16 protein-coding genes are annotated in these 21,386 nt (G+C 49.5%); 13 read left to right on the forward strand and 3 right to left on the reverse strand.

Annotated elements, in window-relative coordinates; all coding sequences use genetic code 11:
* Positions 1 to 196: 196 nt before the first annotated feature.
* The 13 genes from LJ740_RS07550 to LJ740_RS07610 all read left to right on the forward strand — a co-directional run bounded on the left by LJ740_RS07550 (position 197) and on the right by LJ740_RS07610 (position 17,525).
* On the forward strand, positions 197 to 2,047 hold the full coding sequence (locus LJ740_RS07550) for a S9 family peptidase (protein WP_229528464.1): 1,851 nt from the start codon (positions 197 to 199) through the stop codon (positions 2,045 to 2,047).
* Positions 2,048 to 2,360: 313 nt separating this feature from the next.
* Positions 2,361 to 3,977: an ABC transporter substrate-binding protein gene (locus tag LJ740_RS07555; RefSeq protein ID WP_229528465.1), complete on the forward strand. Its 1,617-nt coding sequence runs from the start codon at positions 2,361 to 2,363 to the stop codon at positions 3,975 to 3,977.
* Entirely contained in the window at positions 3,977 to 4,945 is a 969-nt protein-coding gene (locus LJ740_RS07560; protein ID WP_229528466.1) for an ABC transporter permease, read from the forward strand. The genes LJ740_RS07555 and LJ740_RS07560 overlap by 1 nt, the downstream gene beginning before the upstream one ends.
* Positions 4,932 to 5,828, forward strand: a complete 897-nt coding sequence (locus LJ740_RS07565) for an ABC transporter permease (RefSeq protein WP_229528467.1) — start codon at positions 4,932 to 4,934, stop codon at positions 5,826 to 5,828. Before LJ740_RS07560 ends, LJ740_RS07565 begins: the two co-directional genes overlap by 14 nt.
* Entirely contained in the window at positions 5,825 to 6,685 is an 861-nt protein-coding gene (locus tag LJ740_RS07570) for an ABC transporter ATP-binding protein (protein WP_229528468.1), read from the forward strand. The genes LJ740_RS07565 and LJ740_RS07570 overlap by 4 nt, the downstream gene beginning before the upstream one ends.
* Positions 6,682 to 7,485 carry an ABC transporter ATP-binding protein gene (locus LJ740_RS07575; protein ID WP_229528469.1) on the forward strand — a complete coding sequence of 268 codons (804 nt, stop codon included), beginning with the start codon at positions 6,682 to 6,684 and terminating at the stop codon, positions 7,483 to 7,485. The genes LJ740_RS07570 and LJ740_RS07575 overlap by 4 nt, the downstream gene beginning before the upstream one ends.
* 88 nt (positions 7,486 to 7,573) lie before the next feature.
* Positions 7,574 to 9,577 (forward strand): TonB-dependent receptor, encoded by a 2,004-nt coding sequence (locus tag LJ740_RS07580; protein ID WP_229528470.1) that lies wholly within the window; start codon positions 7,574 to 7,576, stop codon positions 9,575 to 9,577.
* 189 nt (positions 9,578 to 9,766) lie between these two features.
* Positions 9,767 to 10,219, forward strand: a complete 453-nt coding sequence (locus LJ740_RS07585; RefSeq protein WP_229528471.1) for a BlaI/MecI/CopY family transcriptional regulator — start codon at positions 9,767 to 9,769, stop codon at positions 10,217 to 10,219.
* Positions 10,200 to 11,165: a M56 family metallopeptidase gene (locus tag LJ740_RS07590; protein ID WP_229528472.1), complete on the forward strand. Its 966-nt coding sequence runs from the start codon at positions 10,200 to 10,202 to the stop codon at positions 11,163 to 11,165. The genes LJ740_RS07585 and LJ740_RS07590 overlap by 20 nt, the downstream gene beginning before the upstream one ends.
* 79 nt (positions 11,166 to 11,244) lie before the next feature.
* A complete protein-coding gene (locus LJ740_RS07595) occupies positions 11,245 to 13,608 on the forward strand; it encodes a hypothetical protein (RefSeq protein WP_229528473.1) in 2,364 nt (787 codons plus the stop codon).
* Between the two features lie 6 nt (positions 13,609 to 13,614).
* Positions 13,615 to 14,379, forward strand: coding sequence for a glycoside hydrolase family 25 protein (locus LJ740_RS07600; protein WP_229528474.1), 765 nt, complete (start codon positions 13,615 to 13,617; stop codon positions 14,377 to 14,379).
* Complete coding sequence (locus LJ740_RS07605) at positions 14,376 to 15,368, forward strand: hypothetical protein (protein ID WP_229528475.1); 993 nt, start codon at positions 14,376 to 14,378, stop codon at positions 15,366 to 15,368. Before LJ740_RS07600 ends, LJ740_RS07605 begins: the two co-directional genes overlap by 4 nt.
* Positions 15,369 to 15,452: 84 nt before the next feature.
* Entirely contained in the window at positions 15,453 to 17,525 is a 2,073-nt protein-coding gene (locus LJ740_RS07610; protein WP_229528476.1) for a S8 family peptidase, read from the forward strand.
* 950 nt (positions 17,526 to 18,475) lie between these two features.
* Here the strand turns inward: LJ740_RS07610 and LJ740_RS07615 are convergent.
* From LJ740_RS07615 to folM, 3 genes are read right to left on the reverse strand one after another with little or no spacing between them, the layout of a single operon-like run.
* Positions 18,476 to 19,816: a M24 family metallopeptidase gene (locus LJ740_RS07615; protein ID WP_229528477.1), complete on the reverse strand. Its 1,341-nt coding sequence runs from the start codon at positions 19,814 to 19,816 to the stop codon at positions 18,476 to 18,478.
* Positions 19,817 to 19,858: 42 nt separating this feature from the next.
* Entirely contained in the window at positions 19,859 to 20,359 is a 501-nt protein-coding gene (locus tag LJ740_RS07620) for a cyclic nucleotide-binding domain-containing protein (protein WP_229528478.1), read from the reverse strand.
* A 60-nt stretch (positions 20,360 to 20,419) separates the two neighbouring features.
* Positions 20,420 to 21,139, reverse strand: coding sequence for a dihydromonapterin reductase (gene folM, locus LJ740_RS07625; protein WP_229528479.1), 720 nt, complete (start codon positions 21,137 to 21,139; stop codon positions 20,420 to 20,422).
* Positions 21,140 to 21,386: the final 247 nt, after the last annotated feature.

A 21,386-nucleotide genomic window follows, 5' to 3' on the forward strand; every position in this document is an offset into this window, starting at 1 on the left:
ACACAAGTAGCTCAGTCTGAATCGGGGGTAATTGCGCTGTGAAAAGTGCAGTTTTTTTGAGTTAGCACAAACCTGGCATAAGTGAAGTGGCTTCTATATGATGCTGTTGGTAATCAACCCCCTTCAGGTTAACGACAAGAGGTACAGTCAAATGCAGCAGTTTCGGTTTTTCTCAAGGCGCCTATGCGTTGGGTTTATGAGCATCGCACTCAACGTTATTTTTCAGGCTAACGCCAGTGATTTTCATCCAACCTTTTCATGGGATGAAGCCTGTGCAGCCAATGTGTGCAGAGGGACCGGACACGATGGTGTGTTTTCCGCGATTTTCTCCCCCGATGGCACGCAGCTGTTAACGCAGGTTGTAAATCCGACACAAAGTGGTTTGTACATTGTCGGTCTCGATGGCAGTGAACGCTTTTTGACAAAGGGAGCATCGGCGGCGTGGATGCCGGATGGTAAAAGTGTTATTTATCTGTCGAACAGTGATCTCTGGTCAATCGATATTGAATCAAATAAGACCACTCAGTTAACACAGAACTGGACGGATATTCGCTCACCCAAGCCATCGCCGGATGGAAAATGGATAGTGTTTGCTAGTAATCGCTCGGGGTTTCAGGATCTCTGGCTTGTCCCGACTGATGGCAGTGGGACGGCTGTGCAGTTGACATCAGAATCAATGCCCACTGATGAGCTGCGGTTTGGTTTTAGCTGGTCGCCGGACAGTAAATACGTAGCCTACTTTTCTAATCAGGCTGAGTATTGGTCAGATGATTTGTGGCTGGTGGAAGTGGCTGGCAAAAAACAGTCGAGGTTAACTCAGGACGTTACCGGGCGAGGTGAGCCAGCCTGGTCACCCGATGGCTCTCAAATTGCCATCTACGGCACCTTAAAATCCGATTACTGGTACACCGAACTGGCGGATATTTTTATCGTTGATCTTACAGCCAAAAACACCCGATTGCTGTCTAAGCAGGTGACGGCCCGGGAGCCGGGTTCCCCGAAATGGAGCAAGTCAGGTAAGCACTTGTTTTTCCCCAATCACAATCGTGGTGAAGTGGAGTTATGGACTGTGCCCAGCGTCGGAGGTGTGGCAACGCGAATTACCCATGGGGGGGGATTGCTACATGACTGGGACATGAGCGCGAATGGTGAGCAATTTGCTCTGGTGCGCTCAACGCCTACGCGAGGCAAGGAGCTGGATTTACAGGCATCAATCGGGGGTAACAGCCGCCGCGTAACGCATTTTTCAACCGCCTGGCAGGGGCTGGTTGAACCGCAGGAGATCAGTTACAAAAGCAATGATGGCACTTATATTCAGGGCTTTGTGTTCCACCCACCAGGTTTTACTCAAGACAAGCAATACCCGAGCATAGTGCAGGTTCACGGGGGAGGCACGCATTCTTATTACAACGGACTCAATCTGGTGGAACAACGACTGGCGCAGTTGGGATATGTTGTGATCGCGGTAAATTATCGCGGTGGTTCGGGATTTGGCCGCACCTATCAAGATTTGTCCACCAATGACTGGGCCAACACCCAGGCGTTAGACGCCGCCGCGGCAGCTGATTTTATTCGGGCTCAATCCTGGTCAAATGGCAAGGTGGGGATTTACGGTTACAGCTATGGTGGCATTACCAGTTTAGCCGCTGTTGCCAGGGCGCCGGAGGCCTTTGATGCGGCGGTACCAATGGCAGGTATTTATGATTTTGCCGCCGCCTACAATAATAAAAACCGCATGATTCGCCTGTTTATCGAACATGGCCACAGTGGTGTGCCCGATGCACAGCCTGAACATTATGCCATCAGCAACACCATAAACAGACTCCATGCTGTGAAAACCCCGATTTTGCTGATGCATGGCGAAAGCGACACAATTGCTCCTTTTGAGCAGTTTTTAAGTGCCACTAAAGCGCTGGAACAACACAACAAAGTCTTTGAAGCTCACAGCTATCCCGGTGAACCGCACCGTTTTCGCAACCCGGAAAACCGGGTGGATATGTATCGCCGGTTAGAAGCGTGGATGGCGCGCTGGTTGCAGAATCCGTAGAGCGTGTTGCGCTGTTAACCAACTCACTTTTTTCCAGAAACCTTAAACTGAACAGTCATTAACACCGTGCTCAGGCACAGTGTTAATGGCGAGACTAATCCGAACCGGAGCAGCAGCAACGCAACCACAGGATGCGCTCGATTCCACCTGCCAGCCATTTGCTAAAAGCCGAGCTGTTCTCGGTATTCACCAGCTGTTGAATAATAGCAATCAGCAATAATACCCACATCAATTTGCACATCGTTTGAAGGTGCGAAGGCTTGAGGTAATTTTAAACAGGCTGCCATTGGTGCAGAAGCGAGAGTGACGCAAGGTGAGTATTTTTTCTGGTCTTTCTAAACTGAATTTGTTGAGTTTAATGGTGTTGCTTTGCACCCTTCTGGCAGCGTGCGGTAAGTCTGTCCCTCAGCAGACGTCAGCTGTTGCAACAAAAACCACGCTTATTGTGGCACGTGCCAGTGAACCGGAATGGTTGAATCCGGTGGCGGGTCATCAACATGCCGACTCTGATAAATCCATGTTCCGTGGATTATTCAGGCTGGACCTGGATAATAAGTTGGTACCGGATATGGCTGAATCCTGGTCGGTATCGGATGACGGTAAAGTCTATCTCATCAGCTTGCGCCAGGGGATTAAATGGCACGATGGTGTGGCCTTTACGGCTGAGGATGTGAAGTTCACCATTGAAAGTATTCAAAATCCCAACAATCATAGTGGCTTGCGCAAAGAAGTAGAGGAAATAAACCGGGTTGAAGTCATTGATGCGCTCACGGTAAAAATCCATCTCAGCCAGCCATTAGCCCCGCTGCCGGGCAGACTCAAAATAGGCATGATCCCCAAACACAAGCTGCAAGGCAAAGATTTTAATACTGATCCTTTTAACTTCGATCAACCTGTGGGTACCGGCCCATACAAGTTCAGCTCTCGCAAACCTGGTGAATATCTTGAGCTGGTAGCCAACGATGACTTCTACGATGGCGCGCCAGCCTTTGAACGAGTTATTTACAAGTTTTTGCCTGATCCTAATGTTCGCCTGATACAACTAAAAAAAGGCGAGATAGACATTGCCCCGCTGACGCCCAAACAAGTGGCGGCGGTGCGGGAGGATGATGTGTTTCGCATCGAAACCACGCCTTCAGCTGATTATCGGGTGATGATGTTTAATCATCGTGATCCGTTGTTTGAAGATGTCCGGGTGCGTCAGGCAATTCAGTTTGCTACTGACCGGGAGGCATTAGTCAAAGGGGCATTGTTGGGCTACGGTGAGGCTGCATACGGACCATTGCAATTTAATCGTATGTCGGTCAGTAAAGCGCAACTGTTAAAACACGACAACAATATCGGGCAAGCTGAAAAACTGTTAAATGCCGCCGGCTGGCAGCGCGGTGAAGATAATCTGATGCATAAAGATGGCCAGGTGTTTTCGTTTATTTTGACGGCGCCGGTCAGTGATCCGGTGCGTGTGGATCTGGCGACCTTGTTGGCCAGTCAACTTCGCCGCGTGGGTATTCATGTCATGGTGGATGTAAAGGACTGGTCGGTGATCAGTATCCCCATGACCCAGGCCTTAATTTTAGGGGGCGGCTTGCCTGGCGATCCGGATGACGATTTATACCGCTTTTTCTCTTCTCATATGCTGAATGAAGGCAGCAATTATAGCGGTTATCAAAATCCACAAGTTGATGCTTTGTTGGCGCAGGGGCGCAGTGCTCTTGCAGAACAACAACGGGTGGAGATTTACCAGCAGTTGCAGCGCGAGCTAATCGAAAACCCTGCTTATAACTATCTGGTTTATTTAGAACAGGTGTACGGTATTCGCAAAGGCCTGCAAGGATTTCAAAAGAAGGTATTTGGGCACGGCACTTCGCCGCTCTGGAATATAGAAAAGTGGCAATATCGCCAAGAAGCTGCGCAGGCGGATGACAGCTGATGCTGCGTTACCTGGCGTTGCGCTTTGGATCTGCGATCCCGCAATTACTGCTCATCAGCCTGTTGGCCTTTATCGTGATGAAGGCGGCACCCGGTTCGCCGGTAGCCAGTCTGGTGGGCGGCCGTGAGTTTATGAGCGCCACCGATTTTGAACGGGTTGCCGGAAACCTGGGATTAAACGAGCCCTTGTATACCCAATATCTGACCTGGCTGAGCAATGTGCTGACCGGAAACTGGGGCTATTCCATCAAAGATGGTCGCGCAGTCAGTGAGGTCATCTGGGTTGCGACGCTGAATACCGGCCTGTTAATCGGTATTGCCGGTACAGGCATTGTATTGATATCACTGCTGATGGGCTATGTGGCTGGCCGCTGGGCGCAATCGCCGGTGGACTACGCGGTGAGTGGCCTGGCGCATATCAGTTTTGCGACACCAGCTTTCTGGCTTGCGTTGTTATTCATTTTACTTTTTTCTGTGGAGCTGGACTGGTTGCCTTCTTCGGGGATGGTGACACTGGGTCAACCTGACACCTGGCACACGCGCTTGCTTCATTTAGTGTTACCGGTGTTAACCATCATTCTGGCGCATGCGGGCCCCTATATTCGACTGGTGCGGGGTAGTGTGCGTGACGTATTGTCTTCCGATTACTATCGCGCAGCCGTTGCGCGTGGCTTACCTCGTCGAATCTTGTTGTGGCGCTATGAGTTACCCAATGCGCTGACTCCTTTTATCACCTGGTGTGGTGTTTCGTTGCCGTTACTGGTGGGCGGCACGTTTGTCGTGGAATGGGTTTTTTCCTGGCCGGGCATCGGGCAGTTATTCCTCAAATCGGCGATTGGCAAAAATTACACAGTGCTGATGGCGGCAGTGTTAGTTACCGGTGTTATGGTGATTCTTGGCAATCTCATTGCCGATCTGCTGGTGGCCTGGTTAAACCCGAAAATAAGGCGGCAATATGGACGCGCTTAGCACTGACAAGGGGCAGGTTCCCGAATATTTCCGCTATCACCAAAAAACGGCATTGTTGCGAACGTTTCTGCGTCACCCTATGACCAGAGTGGGACTGCCTGGTTTATTGATCATTGCAATCGCCGCTGTGTTGGGGCCATTGCTGGTACCTTATGGTGCTGATGAGCCTGATTTGGCTGCGATTTTTGCTGTGCCTTCCTGGTCTCACTGGTTGGGCACCGATCAACTCGGGCGTGACTTATTAGCACGATTATTGGAAGGCGCACAGGTGTCCCTTAGTGTGGCGATTATCGCCACCCTGTTTGCTACAGTACTCGGCTGCCTTTATGGTTTTGTGGCCGGTATGGGACCGGTGTGGCTGGATCGCATCATGATGCAGTTTCTGGATACCCTGTTATCGATACCTGTGTTATTGCTGGTGATAGTGGCCCAGGCTTTCGGAGAATCCAGTGTGCTTAAGGTGATTGCTGTGATTGGCCTTGCCAGCTGGATGGGAACTGCGCGTCTGATGCGCACCGAGTGTCGCCGGTTGATGGCCGCCGATTATATTTCAGCTGCGTTGGTGGGTGGGGCCTCACAGTTTCGTCTGGCCATAACGCATTTGTTGCCCAATGCCGCTGCACCGTTGCTGGTGGTGGTCACTGTGGGTGTCGGGCAGGCGGTACTGATTGAGTCTACTCTGAGTTTTTTAAACCTTGGTGTGCCTTCTACCTTACCCAGTTGGGGAAACTTGTTGGGTAACGGCATGAGCAGCCTGCTGGGTGGTGCCTGGTGGATGGTATTGTTCCCCGGTTTAATGATTGTCTTTACCGTCGCCAGCATTAATCTGGTGGGGGATGGTTTGCGGGATATTGTGGATCCAAAGCGGCGGGCCGGCCTATGACGGTAAAAACACCGCTACTGTCTATCAATGAATTGTCAGTGACTTACGGCTCAGGAACCGATGCCGTGAAGGCTGTGCGCAATCTTTCCTGTGATATCGGCTGCGCTGAGGTGGTGGGATTGGTCGGGGAAAGTGGCAGCGGGAAAAGCACGGTAGCCCAGGCCATCTTAGGCTTGTTGGATAGCGACAACAGTGCCATTAGTGGCCGTATTGAATTTTCTGCTGACAATGTGTTGGCTTATGACTCCGCTCAGTGGCGTGCCGTCAGAGGCAGTCGTATCGGTATGCTTTTCCAGTCTCCGGAATCCAGCTTTAATCCGGTGACAACCATTGGTGAGCAAATGTTGGAGTCGCTGTGTTGGCACAAAGCGCTGAGTAAAGCGCAGGCAAAGACAGCCGCGATAAAGGCGTTGTCGGATGTGGGTATGCCACGTCCTGATGAAGTATTTCATCACTACGCGTTTGAGCTAAGCGGTGGCATGTGTCAACGAGCGGCGCTGGCACTGGCGATGTCGCTGCAACCCTCCTTGTTATTAGCAGATGAACCGACAGCCTCATTAGATGTCGTGGCTCAGGCTGAGCTGGTGCGTTGGATGGGCAGGGTGCAAAAACAGCGGCAATTGGCCATGTTGGTGATTAGTCATGATCTGAATTTAATCGCCCGTCTGGCGGATCGTATATTGGTGATGTATCAGGGTGAAATACTGGAGCAAGGGCCGACCCGGTCTGTACTGGAAAATCCACAACATGATTACACCCGGGCATTGATAAATGCAGTACCCAGGTTGACAAAATACCCATCCATATCCGCCGGCGAATCTTTGTATCAGGCTAACACCGAAGAGGTGCAGTCATGAGCACACCATTGCTTAACGTTGAAGCTGTCAGCCGGGTTTACCATAGCCTGGGGGGGATGTTTTCAGGCAAGCGTCACAATGTCCGGGCTGTTAATCAGGTTTCTCTTAGCCTTGCTGAGGGCGATGTTGTGGGGCTGGTGGGAGAAAGCGGCTCGGGAAAAAGCACTCTGGCGCGCATGATCATCGGACTGGAGCAGCCGGATAGTGGCCAGGTGTTGCTCAAGGGGGCAAATATCCATGCCTGTCGGGCACAGCAATTACGGCGCATGCGACAAACCATGCAGATGGTATTTCAGAACCCCTATACAGCACTTAATCCTTTACAACGAATTGATGCCGCCATCGTCGAACCACTGGTTAATTTTAAGTCACTGTCGCAAAAAGAGCGAACCACTGTGGCGGTTCGGGCCCTGGAGGATGTGGGACTGCCAGCGCGTTTATTACATGCGTATCCGCATCAGTTAAGTGGTGGCGAGCGACAGCGAGTCTGTATTGCCCGGGCGTTGAGCGTTCAGCCCAAACTGTTGCTTTGCGACGAAGCGGTATCGGCTCTGGATAAAACCGTTCAGGCTCAGGTGCTGACCCTGCTAAGGCAGTTGCAGCAGCGCTACAAGCTGGCGATTTTGTTTATTTCTCATGATCTCGCAGCGGTCAATCAACTGTGCGACAAGCTGCTGGTTATGCGTCAGGGGGAGATTGTTGAACGGGGAAATTGTCAGACGCTGCTGTCAAATGCCACGCACCCGTACACGCAAAAACTGCTTGCAGCAAACCATTATCTGGAAGGTGTGGGACAGTAAATGGCAGTGCTTCCGGGTCAGCTTAGTCATTCATCTAAGCAACTTAATCACATTCAATTTTATTCTACGATTTTAAGGTTTCAATCCTATGCGAACTAACAAGCGTTTAGTGTCCGTCAGTTGCATTGCTGCACTGTTTTCTCTTAGCCAGGCATCTGCATGGGCCGATGAACAACCCAAAGACAAAGCACTGGAAAAAATCACCGTCACCGGTGAGGCTATGGAAGAGTCTAATCAGTCGTTTACCGTCAATACTGTTTATCGCGAGCAATTAGAGCAGCGCAATATCAGTGATGTACTCAGGGCGATCGAAGAAACGGCGGGTATGACCATGAGCACCGGTGCGTTTGCCCAGGGAGGCGTAGCCAGTGCTTTTCAGATACGCGGGTTTGCTGAGGGCGGCCATGGCAGTGACGCTGCGGTATACATAGATGGTATTTCCCTCAATGAGGGGGGCTCTCATGGCGACGGCTTTGCTGATACCAATGTAATTATGCCGATTGAGTTGGAAACAATCAGTGTCTTCAAAGGTCCGGTATCGCCACTGTATGGTAACTTTGCGCGTGCCGGCACCCTGGCTTTTGAGACGCGTAAAGGGGGGGAGTATCAGGAAGCTGATTTGTTTGTTGGTGCGTATGATACGGTAAATACCCAGTTTGCTTTAGGTCAGGAGGTTGAGCGGATATCCACCAACTTTGCGCTGCAGGCCTATGACAGTAGTGGTTATCGTGAACATCAGGATTACACCAAAATCAATGCAACCGGCCGGATAGCCTATGAAATTGCCAACCATTCAGATATCGCCTTGTCGGTTCGCCATCATCACGGTCATTTCAACTCTCCCGGTTACGTCACTGAAGAACAGTTCTACAGTGGGGAAGCAGGGCGCAAAGGGCGCGCACCTACGGCAGAAAATGATGGTGGCGACAGAGATTTTATTTCCTATCGCGTTGATTACAACACCATGTTAACGGACGATATCCGGTTACTGGCCTATGGCTACGGCGTTCACCAGGACTCGGTGCGCTTCGCCAAATTTAGTTACACTGAACAGGGGCAGACTGAGCGAAATTACAGCCGGGATGGCATGGCATTGGGAGTGAGTCTGAATGGCGATTCGCCGGTATTGGGCAAGGCGGCTTCCTGGGTGATCGGCCTGGAATATCTGGATGAAACCACTGATGCGGCTCGCTATAACAGCAAGGATCGGGTGCGCGGTGAGGTGACCCAAAATCGGGAGCTGACCACCGAAACTACGTCGTTGTTTGGGCAACTGGATCTGGCGGTGACCGAGCGGTTCACCACCACCATTGGCGGCCGGTTCGATCATTTTGATGGCGAAGCACTGGACAGGATTACCGGGTTGAGCTCGACGATGCAGGACTATGCTCACTTCAGCCCGAAACTGGGAATGCGCTATGCGCTATCAACGGACTGGCAAGTTAGGGGAAGTGTCGCCAATGGCTTTGCGTTACCCGCCGGTGAAGCAAAATATGACGCCAGTATTCAGGTGGACCCGATTGACTATCTGCAATACGAAATAGGTATCTATGGCACCCCCTTAAAACAACTGAGCCTGGACCTGGCGGCTTTCCGACTGGATTCAGATGGTGAGTATCAGCAGATAGGTGGCGAAACCGTTAACTTTGGCGAAACTCAGCGCAGTGGTCTGGAAGCAGAAGTGCGTTACAGTTTAACTGAGGAACTGGAGTTTCTTGGTCTGTTGGGGGTGTTTGATAGCGAAATTAAAAAAGGCGCCAATCCCGGCAAAGAAATCACCAGCGTACCGCAATATACCGCAACCCTGAAAGCCAGTTACTCGCCATCGGTTGGTCTGGGTGGCAGCATTGCATGGCGTTCCACCGGTGAGTATTTTTTAACAGGTGACAACAGCCAAAGTTACGCCGGTTTCGATGTTGTGGACATGACCATGTTTTATCACTTTGATCATGATGGCGCGGTAAAATTGTATGCTCAGGTCAATAACCTGTTGGATGAAACTTATGCGGAAGCCGTCTGGTATGGCGACAGTGGTAACTTTGCACCTGCGGCAGGGCGTAATCTTGGCGTTGGTGTGACAATCAAAATGTAACGCCGCCGGAAAATGCAGGTCGGGCGTTCCTTTTTTCGGGAGACGCCTGCATTTCCTCTGGTTTTTGTCCATCAGAGAGGGCATTCCCATTGTAGTTATTCCTGACCGTGGTACTGTTGCTGTCGGTAAACGGGGTCTGTGTCTGGCAGGCAGAACATCGTGAGTATGGATAGTAACAGGTAAATCTTTGTGAATGGTTTAACGTACAAACTGGGACGATTATTAGGTCAGTTATCACCCAGTCCTAAAGCCCCCGCACTGGGTGAGCGGGAGCTGGAGGTAATGAAGATAGTTTGGCAAGGTGAGCAGCTTTCCGCTAAAGAGGTGTTGTGTCGCAGCACCGATAGCGAGTTGAGTTTAAGTACCATGCAAAGCACCTTAGAACGTCTGTACCGAAAGAACTTGTTGTACCGGGAGAAAACCGGACGATTTTTTGTTTACCGGGCGGCGGTTAGCCGCAGCCAGATCATCAGTCAGCTACTGGGAGATATCACTGAGCAGATATGCGATGGTGATGTAACGCCTTTACTGTCTGGCTTTTCTGATTTTTGCAGCGAAAAATCCCAGGGCACAGCAACAACGGAACACGACCAGGTCACACCTGCCTCGCCAGAATCCCCCGATGACAGTGTCTCTGCTTAATATTCTGTACCACCTGAGTAGCCTGGTGGTTTTTTTTGTTCTGCTTTCATGGATAACGGCATATGCATATCCTGTTTTGGTGCGCCTGCTTGCAAAGATAACTCCGGAGCAGAGTGCTTTTAGTGTCTTTGTTTATGGGCTTCTGGCGCCGGTTTCTGCGCTGGTTGCGATTTTGCTGTTGTCGCTACCGCAATTTTCTTCTTTCCTGGTGGCTGAACATTGTCACGGTCTTGATTGCCATCCCCACCGATTGCAGATGACCGGAATGACGCTCCAGGTGATCACTAAAATTTCGGTGTTTGTGGGGGTATTCATTATCGCCTGCACTTATATTGCGCGTCAGTTGTATGCCAACCGAAGCCGGTTTAACTTATTGAATCGACTGGCAGAGCCAACGCCGGCGGCATACAAGGTGCTGGACAGCAACAACCCCTTTGCATGGTGTACCGGCTTGCTGCAACCAAAAATTTTTATCTCCCGCGGGCTTTTTGACCGGCTCAGCAAAGACGAACTGCAGCTTGTTATTGCTCACGAACAGGCTCACGCCAGGCGCAAGGATAACTTGCGAAAATGGCTCATCCATTGGGCAACTATTGTCTGGCCGAAAGGCCTTCGCAGCCGAATTCGTCAGGATTTGGCGGATATCACGGAACAGGTTTGTGATCAGGTGGCCATGGCAATTCAGCCGCAGAACGATGGTGGGCAAACCCTGAAGCAGGCGTTGCAAAAATGTCGTGATGTTACTGACAAGCGTCAATTCTCACACAATGTTGAGCACTACAACTGTCGAATCAAGATGATCGACAAAGCCAGCCAGACGCCAGGAAACACTGATAATTCAGGGGTAATCTGGGCTTCACGTCTGTTTATCAGTGCGGTTTGGTTGAGCTGTGTGGTGGCTACCGTGCATCTCGGCCACCCGCTACTGGAATGGATAGCCACTTAGCCGGCACGAAAATTTCGCGCTTTGCTTTACTAAAAAATTTACCTAAACTTGAATTCTGATGGACCACCGGGCTGAATTCATGTCGACGCCAACCGTACACCTCAATGCCAGAGAACACATTTTTCGTGTGTCAGGCGCTTTATCGATTCAACTGTTTTTATCCATTGCTATGGGTATTGCACTGTTTAAAGTGCCGCAACTACAAGACATGATTAACCAGACAGATCAACAACCCGGGGCCTTGCTCAGCTTTGCCGTTGCGATTGCGTATTTTTCTCTGGTGATGTGGTGGAGTAGTCGCTGGATATTGCGACGCGTGGATTCGCCATTTCACACCCCTTCAGAGCGCGGTACTTTGGGGACCCGGGCCGGGGAGTGGATCCCCAGACTTATTCCGCTGTGCTTTTTGTTTTTGCTGGCGGCACTGGCTGTGCAGCACAGAGCGTATGGCGTGGCTCTGCTGTCTGCGCTGCAGAGTGTGTTGTTTATGCTGTTTGTGTGGTTGCGTATTCCCTGGGTGAAACGCTACCGGCAACACGCCATATTAAAGCTGTTTGGTCAGCCGCATTTCTGTCATGGTGTTATTGCCCTGTGCTTTCTTGTTCCATCTGCATTAGCGGTGTTCGCAATCGATGTATACGTACGTTATTTTGAAGGTTTAGCCATTATATTTTGGGGCCTGAGCAACATGCTGTTGGGTTGTGTCCTGGTGACTTACTATGTACTGGCTCCGGGGCTGAATGTGCTGTTAAAAGGCCTGTCCTATGGCATATATTGGGCCTTTAAATCAACCTCACTGGCTTCACCAGAGCACAAAACCTTTCTGGTGATGAAACCGCCCTATCCGGTGGTGACCTTGATCATTGCTACGGCGTTTTTGGTATCCCTGAGTGGCAAAACTGATAATCATGCATTTCGCACCTTGCCCGGAGATTGCCGTTATTCTGCCCAGGATGATATCAGCCGTTGTGAGGACCAAAGGCGCTTCAAACCCTATGCGTCATTTGCTGATGCTTTCAGTGATTTTAAAACGGCACAGCCACGTATCCGCAAGACAGTGCAGGGCATAACCTATGTACCGGTGTACATAGTGGTTAATCAAGGCGGAGGCTTACGAGCGGCGTATTGGTCAGCTGTCACCCTGAGCCTGATTGAACAGCGATATCCTGGTTTCCATTCTAATGTTTTTGCCATGACAGGGGCGTCCGGAGGCACCGTGGGGAATACCGCCTATCTGGCTGGTCTGGATTACCACGCCGGGTTTGACGCGCAAGCCCATGATTTATCTCAGTGTCAGCAGTGGCCGAATTTGCCAGCCTGCATGCAAAAATCGTTTCTGTCTCAGGACTTCCTGTCACCGGTAGTAACGTCGTTTTTGCACAATGATTTTTTGTATCGCTTTGTGCCCTATGGGGTGTTTCAGGACGACCGTGCTTTCCATCTGGAACGCAGCTTCGAACTGGCTCATCAAAACACGTTTGGCGCAAATGCCTCAGGCTGTCCGCTTGCGGAAAATAGCGCAGCGTCTGAGTCATTCTTAGCACTGGGCTATTACAGCTATTACCACTGCATCAAGGGTTCGTCCGGGATTTGGCGGCCGTTGGTATTGGCTTCCAGTTATTTACAGGAGCTGGGAGCGATGTCTCTGACTGTGCCATTTAATTTCGATGATTTGGCATTCCCGGGGGCGCTGGATTTACAAAAACTGCAGGCGCAAATGTATATCGAGACAGACGTTAAGGGGCCCCGTTCTGCTCCAATCCGCGATATACCTCTGATTACAGCGGCAGTTAACTCTGCCAGATTTCCGTACGTTACACCGGCGGGAAGTCTCAGAGCCGACATGCCGTGGCAATATAAAATTCACACGGCTGATGCCGGTTATTTCGATAATTTTGGCGCGAAAACAGCGCGTCAGGTGTTGACGCAATTGAGTAAAAGCATCAGTAGCAGCAATCCGGATGTTGTCTATGTACCGCAAATTTTGGTGTTTAAAAATGACCCGTTTTATCCAAATGAGTTGGGGCTGGTGAACCCGCAAAGCCCTTATGCCGAAACCGTTGAGGATGGTGTCCGGGCACCTCTGGAAATTGCCAAATATCGCAGTGCTGCCATGAACGAAATCAGTGCACCGTTACAGAGCTTATTGCAGGCCAGAGGTGGACATTCTTATGTCGCGTTGGCTGAACTGGATACGGCTTATCGAAACCAATTCCAACAGGTGCCGACCTTACGTCATTTCAGTCAGTCGATTAACAGCGATGCTGCAGAGTTATTGTTGTTTGAATTTAGCAAATCGCCCTCTTCCTGTCAGAGCAGTGAAGATCCGCCAGTAGGCTGGTGGCTTTCGCAGGATTCCAGGTGTTTATTGGATGAACAAATCAACCACAATGTTAAATTGTTAGCAGATAACTATTTTTTCAAAACAGAAAAAGAAAACTGAGGTGATATGAACAAGCTTAATGTTACCAAGCTCACCACCATTTTATTTACCCTACTGGTTTGTCTGGTTGTTGCCTACCTGTTGCTGGCGCGACCGTTGTTGTTTTCCGCATCACCACCGACAGGTGGGCAGGGGCTGTTTTCATCCTTTTCTCAGGAGCAGGTGCAGGGAATTGATGTGTCTCACGATCAAGGCAGTGTTGACTGGACTCAGGTAGCTACAACTCAGGTGGCCTTTGTCTATCACAAAGCATCTGATGGTATTACCTGGCAGGACCCGATGTTCAGCACGAATATTGCGGCACTCAACAGCCTGCATTTGCCTGCCGGTCCTTATCACTTTTTTGAAGCAGAAGATGATGCCCTGAAACAGGCCGATAACTTTTTAACCAGTATTCGAGGTCATTCACTATCGTTACGGCCCATGGTCGATGTAGAAATCACCCGAAACCAAAGCAGTGACATAATACAGGCCGGGCTTCGGCAGTTTTTGACAAAAATAAAACAAGCTACCGGGTGCGACGCCATCATTTATTCCTACAAGGATTTTTGGGAAGCCAATATCGGTCCGAACTTCAACGATTACGATTTTTGGTTGGCGGATTACAGCGCCACGATGACACCACCGGCAGAGGTCAAAAATCTGAAACTGTGGCAGTACAGTGACAAGGGGAAAATCCCCGGCATTAAAGGCGATGTGGATCTCGATAAGCTGCTGGATGATGGTGGCCTGGCAACGTTAATGTGTGACTATAAGGCGGCGCAGGAATGAGTGATTTCAAGGCAGATGTTCTGAACAAAATGACAACACAGGTTGCAACCTGGCTGACTGCTCAACGTTATTTGTTGCTGATTGTTGGTGTGCTGTTTGTGTGGTTACTGGGGCTGAACCTGGGTTGGTTTTCAGGGGTGTCGGAGGCGTTTAACCAGCATGATCTGGTGGCAGCCAATGCGAGCTATTTGGCCTATCTGGAAACAAAACTGTTGGCGGATTACAGTGCAATGCTGGGGCTTAGCGCCCTGGTGGATGTGGCTGCCAGTAGTCAGTTTGGCGTTGACTTTATCGTGGATGTCAACGTGCAGGTTGGGGAGTTGTTAAACAACCTTAGTCAGGTACTGGAGCAAGGGAAAAGCTACCTGTTGTGGGCAATGGCGGCAGTCGGCGCACTGGAAATCATTGCGCTGTTATCGGAGTATATTGCCCCTGTTTTGTTTCATGCACTGTTATGGGCATTATTTATTTGGTTGTTTGCCGGGCTGTTTCGACATCAGGTATTGCATTCAGTACTGGCCAGACAGGGGATCAGAACGCTGTTGGTCCTGTTCCTGGTGAGTCATATCGCTTTACCTTACAGTATTCATTTGAGTGCCTCAGCCACACGAGTTATGGATAGTGCCTTGGGTTTTCAGTCAAACCACCAGTATTTCAAGCAATTTGCTGATGAGCTTAGCGGCCAATCCAGTCAGGCAGCGCAAAGTGACTTAAAACAACAGGGTAAATCTGGCGTCCATTTTTTACACAAAGCGTTGGTTAGCAAATTACCACATAAGGTACAGACCAGTTCTCATACCGTTATGAAATCGGCGGCGCACCTGTTGTTTACATTAATTATTATTCCGGGGCTACTGTTGGTCTTCAATCTGTTTTTACTGCGTAAACTAACGGACAGCCTGGAAAGGCAATATCACGCGGTAACACTTGGCATACAGGGAGCTATGACACAGTTTCAACAGGAGCATTTACACCGAGAAAGTTCTTAGTTCTGGGTGGATACCCCTATTTTGTTTTGTTGCAGATATTGTCACTCTGGATAGGTAAAACAACTTCCCTACCGGAGAATAATAATGAAACCTACAATTCTGTCACTTGCTGTTCTTGCCTCGGGCCTTATTCCAACGGCAAATGCCAACGCTGATGCACTGCTGGGGCCTAAGTTAACGCAGGATCTGCAATCCCTGACGGGACCCTTCGACGTTATTGTGTCTTTCGAGCAACAACAAAATATCGATAGCACCTTACAGCAGCTTGGAGTGCCTTATCTGGCATTGCAAACCCTGCCCATGGCGAATGCCAGGGTTAGCAAACTGCAATTGCAGGATTTGCTGAATAATCCTCAGGTAAGCAGTATTTATAGCAATGCTGCTTTGCAATACAGCAATTATACCTCTGGTGAAATTACCGGCGGGCATTACGTTCACGATTATTATGGTGTTGACGGCAGCGGTGTGACAATTGCTGTGCTGGATTCCGGTGTCGATGCTACGCACCCTGATTTAGAGTTCCAAAGCAAAACCGTAGAGAACGTTAAGATTATCGGTGATCTTGATTTGCTGGGTGGACGCAATGCGTTTTTGGAGGGTATGCCCAATAGTGATACTACATCGGGTCACGGCACCCATGTTGCAGGTACCGTTGCTGGAACCGGTGTGGTATCGGTAAACGATGAACGCCGCGCCAATTACCATGATGGTATTGCGCCAGGGGCGAGTATCGTGGGCCTGGGCGCCGGTGAAGGGATCTCAATTTTATATGCATTATTGGGTTTCGATTATGCGATAGCCAATCAGGAACGCCTTGATATAGACATTATTACCAATAGTTGGGGAGGTGGTGACGGTGCCGAATTTGACCCCAATAACCCGATTAACCAGGCATCATTTGAAGCCTATAAAAATGGCATGGTGGTAAGTTTTGCCGCTTCTAATTCCGGCCCGGATGATGACACCCTGAACCAGTATGCGCTGGCGCCCTGGGTTATTAATGTGGCCGCAGGAACCAGTGACAAACAACTGGCAGATTTTTCCAGTCGTGGTGTTGCTGGTCATCAGTATAAATTGCCTGACATTACCGCGCCGGGCCAAAACATCACCTCTACGCGGGCCCCTAATACAGTTATCGGCGCCCAGGGACCTGTTATCGATTTGTCCCATCCGGAGTATCTGGCTTACTATCACACTATCAGTGGTACCTCGATGGCGACTCCTTTCATCGCCGGCGTTGCGGCGCTGATGTTAGAAGTTAACCCTGATTTGTCACCGGATCAGATAGAACAAATTATGAAAGATACCGCTGAACCCATGAACTATGCTCCGCATGAAGTGGGGGCAGGGTATATCGATGTTAAAGCGGCAATCGATCTGGCTAAAGTTACCACTGGACAGCGAGTGGCATTTTTACAGGGCGATACTGACTGGTCCAGTCAGGGAACCTGGACTCAGGCAGACAATGCCGATGCAAACTTTGCCTACGTGGGTAAGTGGCGTACTAAAAGTCACGCTTCAGCATTTCAGGACACAGTAAATCTGGCGCGCAATGATCATTCGTCAATTTTCGCCAAAGTGCGAGGCGACAGAGTGCGTTTGCATTTTTTAGCAACGTCAGACAAACCAGCGTCAATTGAATTACTGTCAGATGGGCGCTCAATGGGTACGGCAACTTTGTATCACCCAGATGCTTCTGGCACGTCACCACAGGATCTGGCTGTGGCATTTGATGATTTGGGTGACGGTATCCATGATTTGGAAGTGCGTATTCTGAACAAGCGGGTTATGTTTGACCGCATGGATGTTGATGGCGCGTTACTGGCATCGGATGTCACCTTTACTGAAAGACAACAAAGCGATACCGGTACTATGGGGGTGTCGGCTGAAAACCTTGAAGTACAGGAGTTTCCACTTGAGGTCGCGGCAAATGATGTGAGTGTGACGTCCGCCCTGAGCTGGACCGGAGTTGCTGACCTGGACTTCTTCCTGGTTAACCCTGAAGGCGTAGAAGTCGCTTCCAGTGCTTCTCTGGAAAATCCGGAAACCATGCAGTTCTGGACTGATACGGCTGGTACCTACACCTTGCGTGTTACGGGGTATATTAGTGTAGCTACGCCGTTTACTATTACCACTGATATCACTTCAGAGTTGTGAGTTAAAGTTTAAAACTTACATTATTTTCCTTTGTTTGAAGGTATTCTGAAGAACGAGGCGGTGCTGAGTTTTGAGGAATATTTTTGATTCGAAGATGTATCTGTCGGGGCGCCGACTGCGCCTTAAGGAATGTTGTCTGCGACACTCCTTAAGAATCCTCCGCAGCCCTTGACGCGCAAAGGCATAACCTTCGCAATCAGAACAACCCTGACCATCAATGACAGCACATCCATGTGCTGGCATTGATTGCTGCAACTTCCCTGTTGCAGCTCTTAGTTGTTTTTCTGATTGCTCAGGTTATTGCGCGTAAAAGGGACCCAGAACTGTGCTTTTGTTTAACACCCGACGAATAACAAATAAATTTAAGGTGAAATACTTTTTTCTTTAAAGTATTTAATTCAAATTCAATCATAAATTTAATCATGACGCCCATTAATACTTTATTGAATAACCAGTCATTGTCGTGTTCGAAGTCCGGTCAATTCAGGCCCATTCGCGAGATAAGCCGAAAGAGCAGGTAAACCTGAAGATTGGCAACAAGGATGCTGCCCAAGTCGATGCAAGTACACGGATGTACTTTCATTGACGGTCTTCTGGTTCTGCACTTGAGGCTTATGTTTTCTCGCGCCATGGGCAAATGGGGGTTTTAGGGGAGCGCCCCTAAGAAAAACCTTTATCAGAGCACCGCACTGTCAATTTGATAAAGCTGTGAAACTCCAGCACCGTCGTTTGGCTGGCCGATTCTTGCTCCTGTAAAATTGGCATTTGCTAAATCCCTGATTCCTATCACTTTTTTTAACTGTTTGCACAGGTTATTGTGCGTAAAAGGAACCCATAACTCTGCTTTTTTATTTAACACCCGATGAATATCAAATAAATTTAAGGTGAAATACTTTCCTCTTTAAAGTATCTAATTCGAATTCAATCAGGCAAATAATCATCTAATCCAACTAACGGATAAGGTGCCATTGGGTTTGTCTGCCGGCCAGGTACCAGACAGTTTGGCCATCAAACAGGGCACTTTGTTCCAGCTTGATCTGTACCCATTGATCGTCCCATTCCGGTACCTGGGTTTTGATATTGCCCTCTATGGCATAACCCGTGTTCGGATACAAAGGCCAGTCACCGCGAACCGGGGTGTCGCCCTGATTATCCCACATGCCAATGGTGGGGCCAGCAGCATGGCCCACAAAGCCCAGAGGGTGGGTATAGGTACTGCTGAGAATGCCTTGCTCTTTGCTGATTTTGTGGGTGTCCGCCAGAATCTGATTACCGGTTTTACCTGTTTTAAAGGCATCGGTGAGAATATCTTGCCACTGAATACCCACTTGCAGGGCGCGTTTTAATCCCGCCGGGGCATCAAATTCTCCCAGCTTTAGTACATAAGCCATCTCCTGGGTATCCGTACACAACTGTAAGTAACAAATCCCCACATCAGTATGCAGTATGTCACCGGGTAAAATGGTGGCAGGGGATTTTCCCATGTAGGTATCTTCCTGACGGGTGGCATCGCCGCGGCGCTGGATATTCACATAGGGCTGAAACCAGGGGCGAACCTGCAAGGCTTCAAAGCGTTCCCTGATATACCAGGCAACGTCATCAGTTGTGGTAACGCCTGGCGTGATGACTTTGTTGGAAAACGCCTCCGCGATAACGCCGCGGGCAATACTGACAACCTGCGGGTAGACCTGAATTTCTTTTTCGCTGCGGGTTTCCATCCAGCGTACAACCAGTTTTTCGGCGCTTACCAGGCGTTGACGATATTTCTCGGGCAAACTTTGTTGCAACTGTTGATGCAGTCCTACACTGAGACCATCTGATAAGGCCCAGTGCTCACTGATATTAATGCCGATACGCTGCGGATCTTTTTCAGCGATAACCTCAGCGAGTCGCTGCCATTGTTGTGCTTTACTGCCTCCTTGCCATACGGTGGGGTACAGGTCTCCGATAGGGTAGCGGCTGACACTAAATCGCTCTACCGAACCATCAGGCTGGCGGTGGAATACCAGAATTGTCGTGCGTCGGGCGGCAAACGTAGGCTGGGGTACCAGGGTATAGAACAGGCGGTCTTCCCCGTATTCGCGATTGATCACCAACCACATATCCAGATCCGCATCATTCATTAATTTGGGTAACAGGTTTTCCAGTCGGTCTGCGACCATGGCATTGACAGGGGCGACACGTTCTTTAAAAGACAATACGTCAGGCATCTCGGTAATTTCACGACCCTGATCCCCGGCAAAAACCGCGCTTTGCAGTAATAAAAGTGCGATTGTTATATATCTCAGCATGAGCATTCCTTGTTGTTATTGTTGTAACCGAAGCGGAAAAACCTACCAGGTTTCTCCGCGAGCATATTTTTCATCCAGGACTTTATCAAAACTGGTGCTGGGCGAGGTGCTGTCTTTACGGGCAGCGTCTATGGTTTGATTGAGCCTTAGTACCAGCCCTTCGATGATCTTATCTTTAATGCATTCGCGGATATGGCTGTTCAAACAATTAAAGTGATAGGAGGTTATTTTCATGGCAACGACGTTGTCATCCGCAGCCGTGACAGTGGCAACTCTGGGCGCGCCCACAATAAAGCCTACTTCGCCGAGAAAATTGGGAGGGGCTACCGTGGCAATAATTTCTTTATTGCGCCAGATAGAGACTCTGCCGTGCATTAAGATGTAGAAGGCATCATCTCGTTCGCCTTCTTCCATAATAATTTCCCCCTGATGGAAGCTGACATAGCTTTTGGGCATCTCCAAAATCAGGTCAATTTCAGTATCACTGAGTTTTTTAAACAGGGGAATTTTTCTCAGGATCCGGGCGAGCTTAGCTTTTTCCATTGTCAACTACAGCAAAGTTCAACTGACTTTATTTATAACGATTCCCCACTAAAAAGCAAGTCAGGGCAGTTTCAGGTGTCTGCCACCATCCAGCGGTAACACGCGTCCGGTGATGTAATTATTGTGCAGCAAATACAAGACAGTTTCAGTAAAGCAGGCTTCACCCGGTTCGATGCCCAACAAGGATTTTTGTAAGGCTTTTTCCCGATATTGAGCATCGTCCCAATCATTAAATCTTATTAACGCCGGAGCGATGGCATTCACTTTTACACGCGGTGCCAAATCACGGGCCATGGAAAAGGTCAGATTCTCCAGCGCGGCTTTAGAGGCAGCATAAGCCATGTGTTTGTAACTGCCGATGGTGGCTACCTGATCAGTGATGTGCAGGATATCGCCGTGGTCTTCAATCAGGTGGGCTAACGCTTTGTTGATTAACAGCGGGGCTTTTACATGCACCTGCATCATGGCATCAAAAACATCAGAACCCGCGTCCTGCTCGAAGGGGTTAGGATCTTTAGCCCAGGTCGATGCATTGTGAATGATGGCCCGCACCTGGCTGTAGCGCTGCTGCATCGTTTCGATGAAATTCTGAATACCTTGATTGTCGGAAAAGTCCGCCTGCAGGCAGTCAATGCCCTGCTGTTTTAATTCGGCCAGCAAGGGGCGTTCCTGGCGATAGGTGATAACCACGTTAAAACCTTGTTGATTTAGGGCGATGGCACTTGCAAGACCGAGGCGCTGTGCACCACCGGTGATAATGACAGGATTATTGTTATTCATGAAATATCAGACGTGTGTTTTTAGTGGGGTAGCATAGCTTAAAACGCAGCAAATAGCTGTTTCAAGGTTTACGCCTGACAATGATTGTCGGGCACCAGTTGCTAAAAATCCTTCAAAACTCAGGAAGAAAATTGCTAAGCGGTCTATAAAGAGGATAAATGGTCGTTGCGTTAAGGATTGTTGTTAACCCCTTCACAATTGCATTCAGGCCGGCTGCTCCTGGGACGATAAAGTTGCTATAAGGTTA

Source organism: Planctobacterium marinum (assembly GCF_020687805.1).
GTDB lineage: Bacteria > Pseudomonadota > Gammaproteobacteria > Enterobacterales > Alteromonadaceae > Planctobacterium > Planctobacterium marinum.

Coding starts and splice junctions, on each gene's coding strand:
- LJ740_RS07580 (WP_229528470.1), top strand. CDS start 7,574: ATGCGAACTAACAAGCGTTTAGTGTCCGTCAGTTGCATTGCTGCACTG.
- LJ740_RS07560 (WP_229528466.1), top strand. CDS start 3,977: ATGCTGCGTTACCTGGCGTTGCGCTTTGGATCTGCGATCCCGCAATTA.
- LJ740_RS07615 (WP_229528477.1), bottom strand. CDS start 19,816: ATGCTGAGATATATAACAATCGCACTTTTATTACTGCAAAGCGCGGTT.
- LJ740_RS07570 (WP_229528468.1), top strand. CDS start 5,825: ATGACGGTAAAAACACCGCTACTGTCTATCAATGAATTGTCAGTGACT.
- LJ740_RS07590 (WP_229528472.1), top strand. CDS start 10,200: ATGACAGTGTCTCTGCTTAATATTCTGTACCACCTGAGTAGCCTGGTG.
- LJ740_RS07605 (WP_229528475.1), top strand. CDS start 14,376: ATGAGTGATTTCAAGGCAGATGTTCTGAACAAAATGACAACACAGGTT.
- LJ740_RS07550 (WP_229528464.1), top strand. CDS start 197: ATGAGCATCGCACTCAACGTTATTTTTCAGGCTAACGCCAGTGATTTT.
- LJ740_RS07595 (WP_229528473.1), top strand. CDS start 11,245: ATGTCGACGCCAACCGTACACCTCAATGCCAGAGAACACATTTTTCGT.
- LJ740_RS07575 (WP_229528469.1), top strand. CDS start 6,682: ATGAGCACACCATTGCTTAACGTTGAAGCTGTCAGCCGGGTTTACCAT.
- folM (WP_229528479.1), bottom strand. CDS start 21,139: ATGAATAACAATAATCCTGTCATTATCACCGGTGGTGCACAGCGCCTC.
- LJ740_RS07600 (WP_229528474.1), top strand. CDS start 13,615: ATGAACAAGCTTAATGTTACCAAGCTCACCACCATTTTATTTACCCTA.
- LJ740_RS07565 (WP_229528467.1), top strand. CDS start 4,932: ATGGACGCGCTTAGCACTGACAAGGGGCAGGTTCCCGAATATTTCCGC.
- LJ740_RS07620 (WP_229528478.1), bottom strand. CDS start 20,359: ATGGAAAAAGCTAAGCTCGCCCGGATCCTGAGAAAAATTCCCCTGTTT.
- LJ740_RS07610 (WP_229528476.1), top strand. CDS start 15,453: ATGAAACCTACAATTCTGTCACTTGCTGTTCTTGCCTCGGGCCTTATT.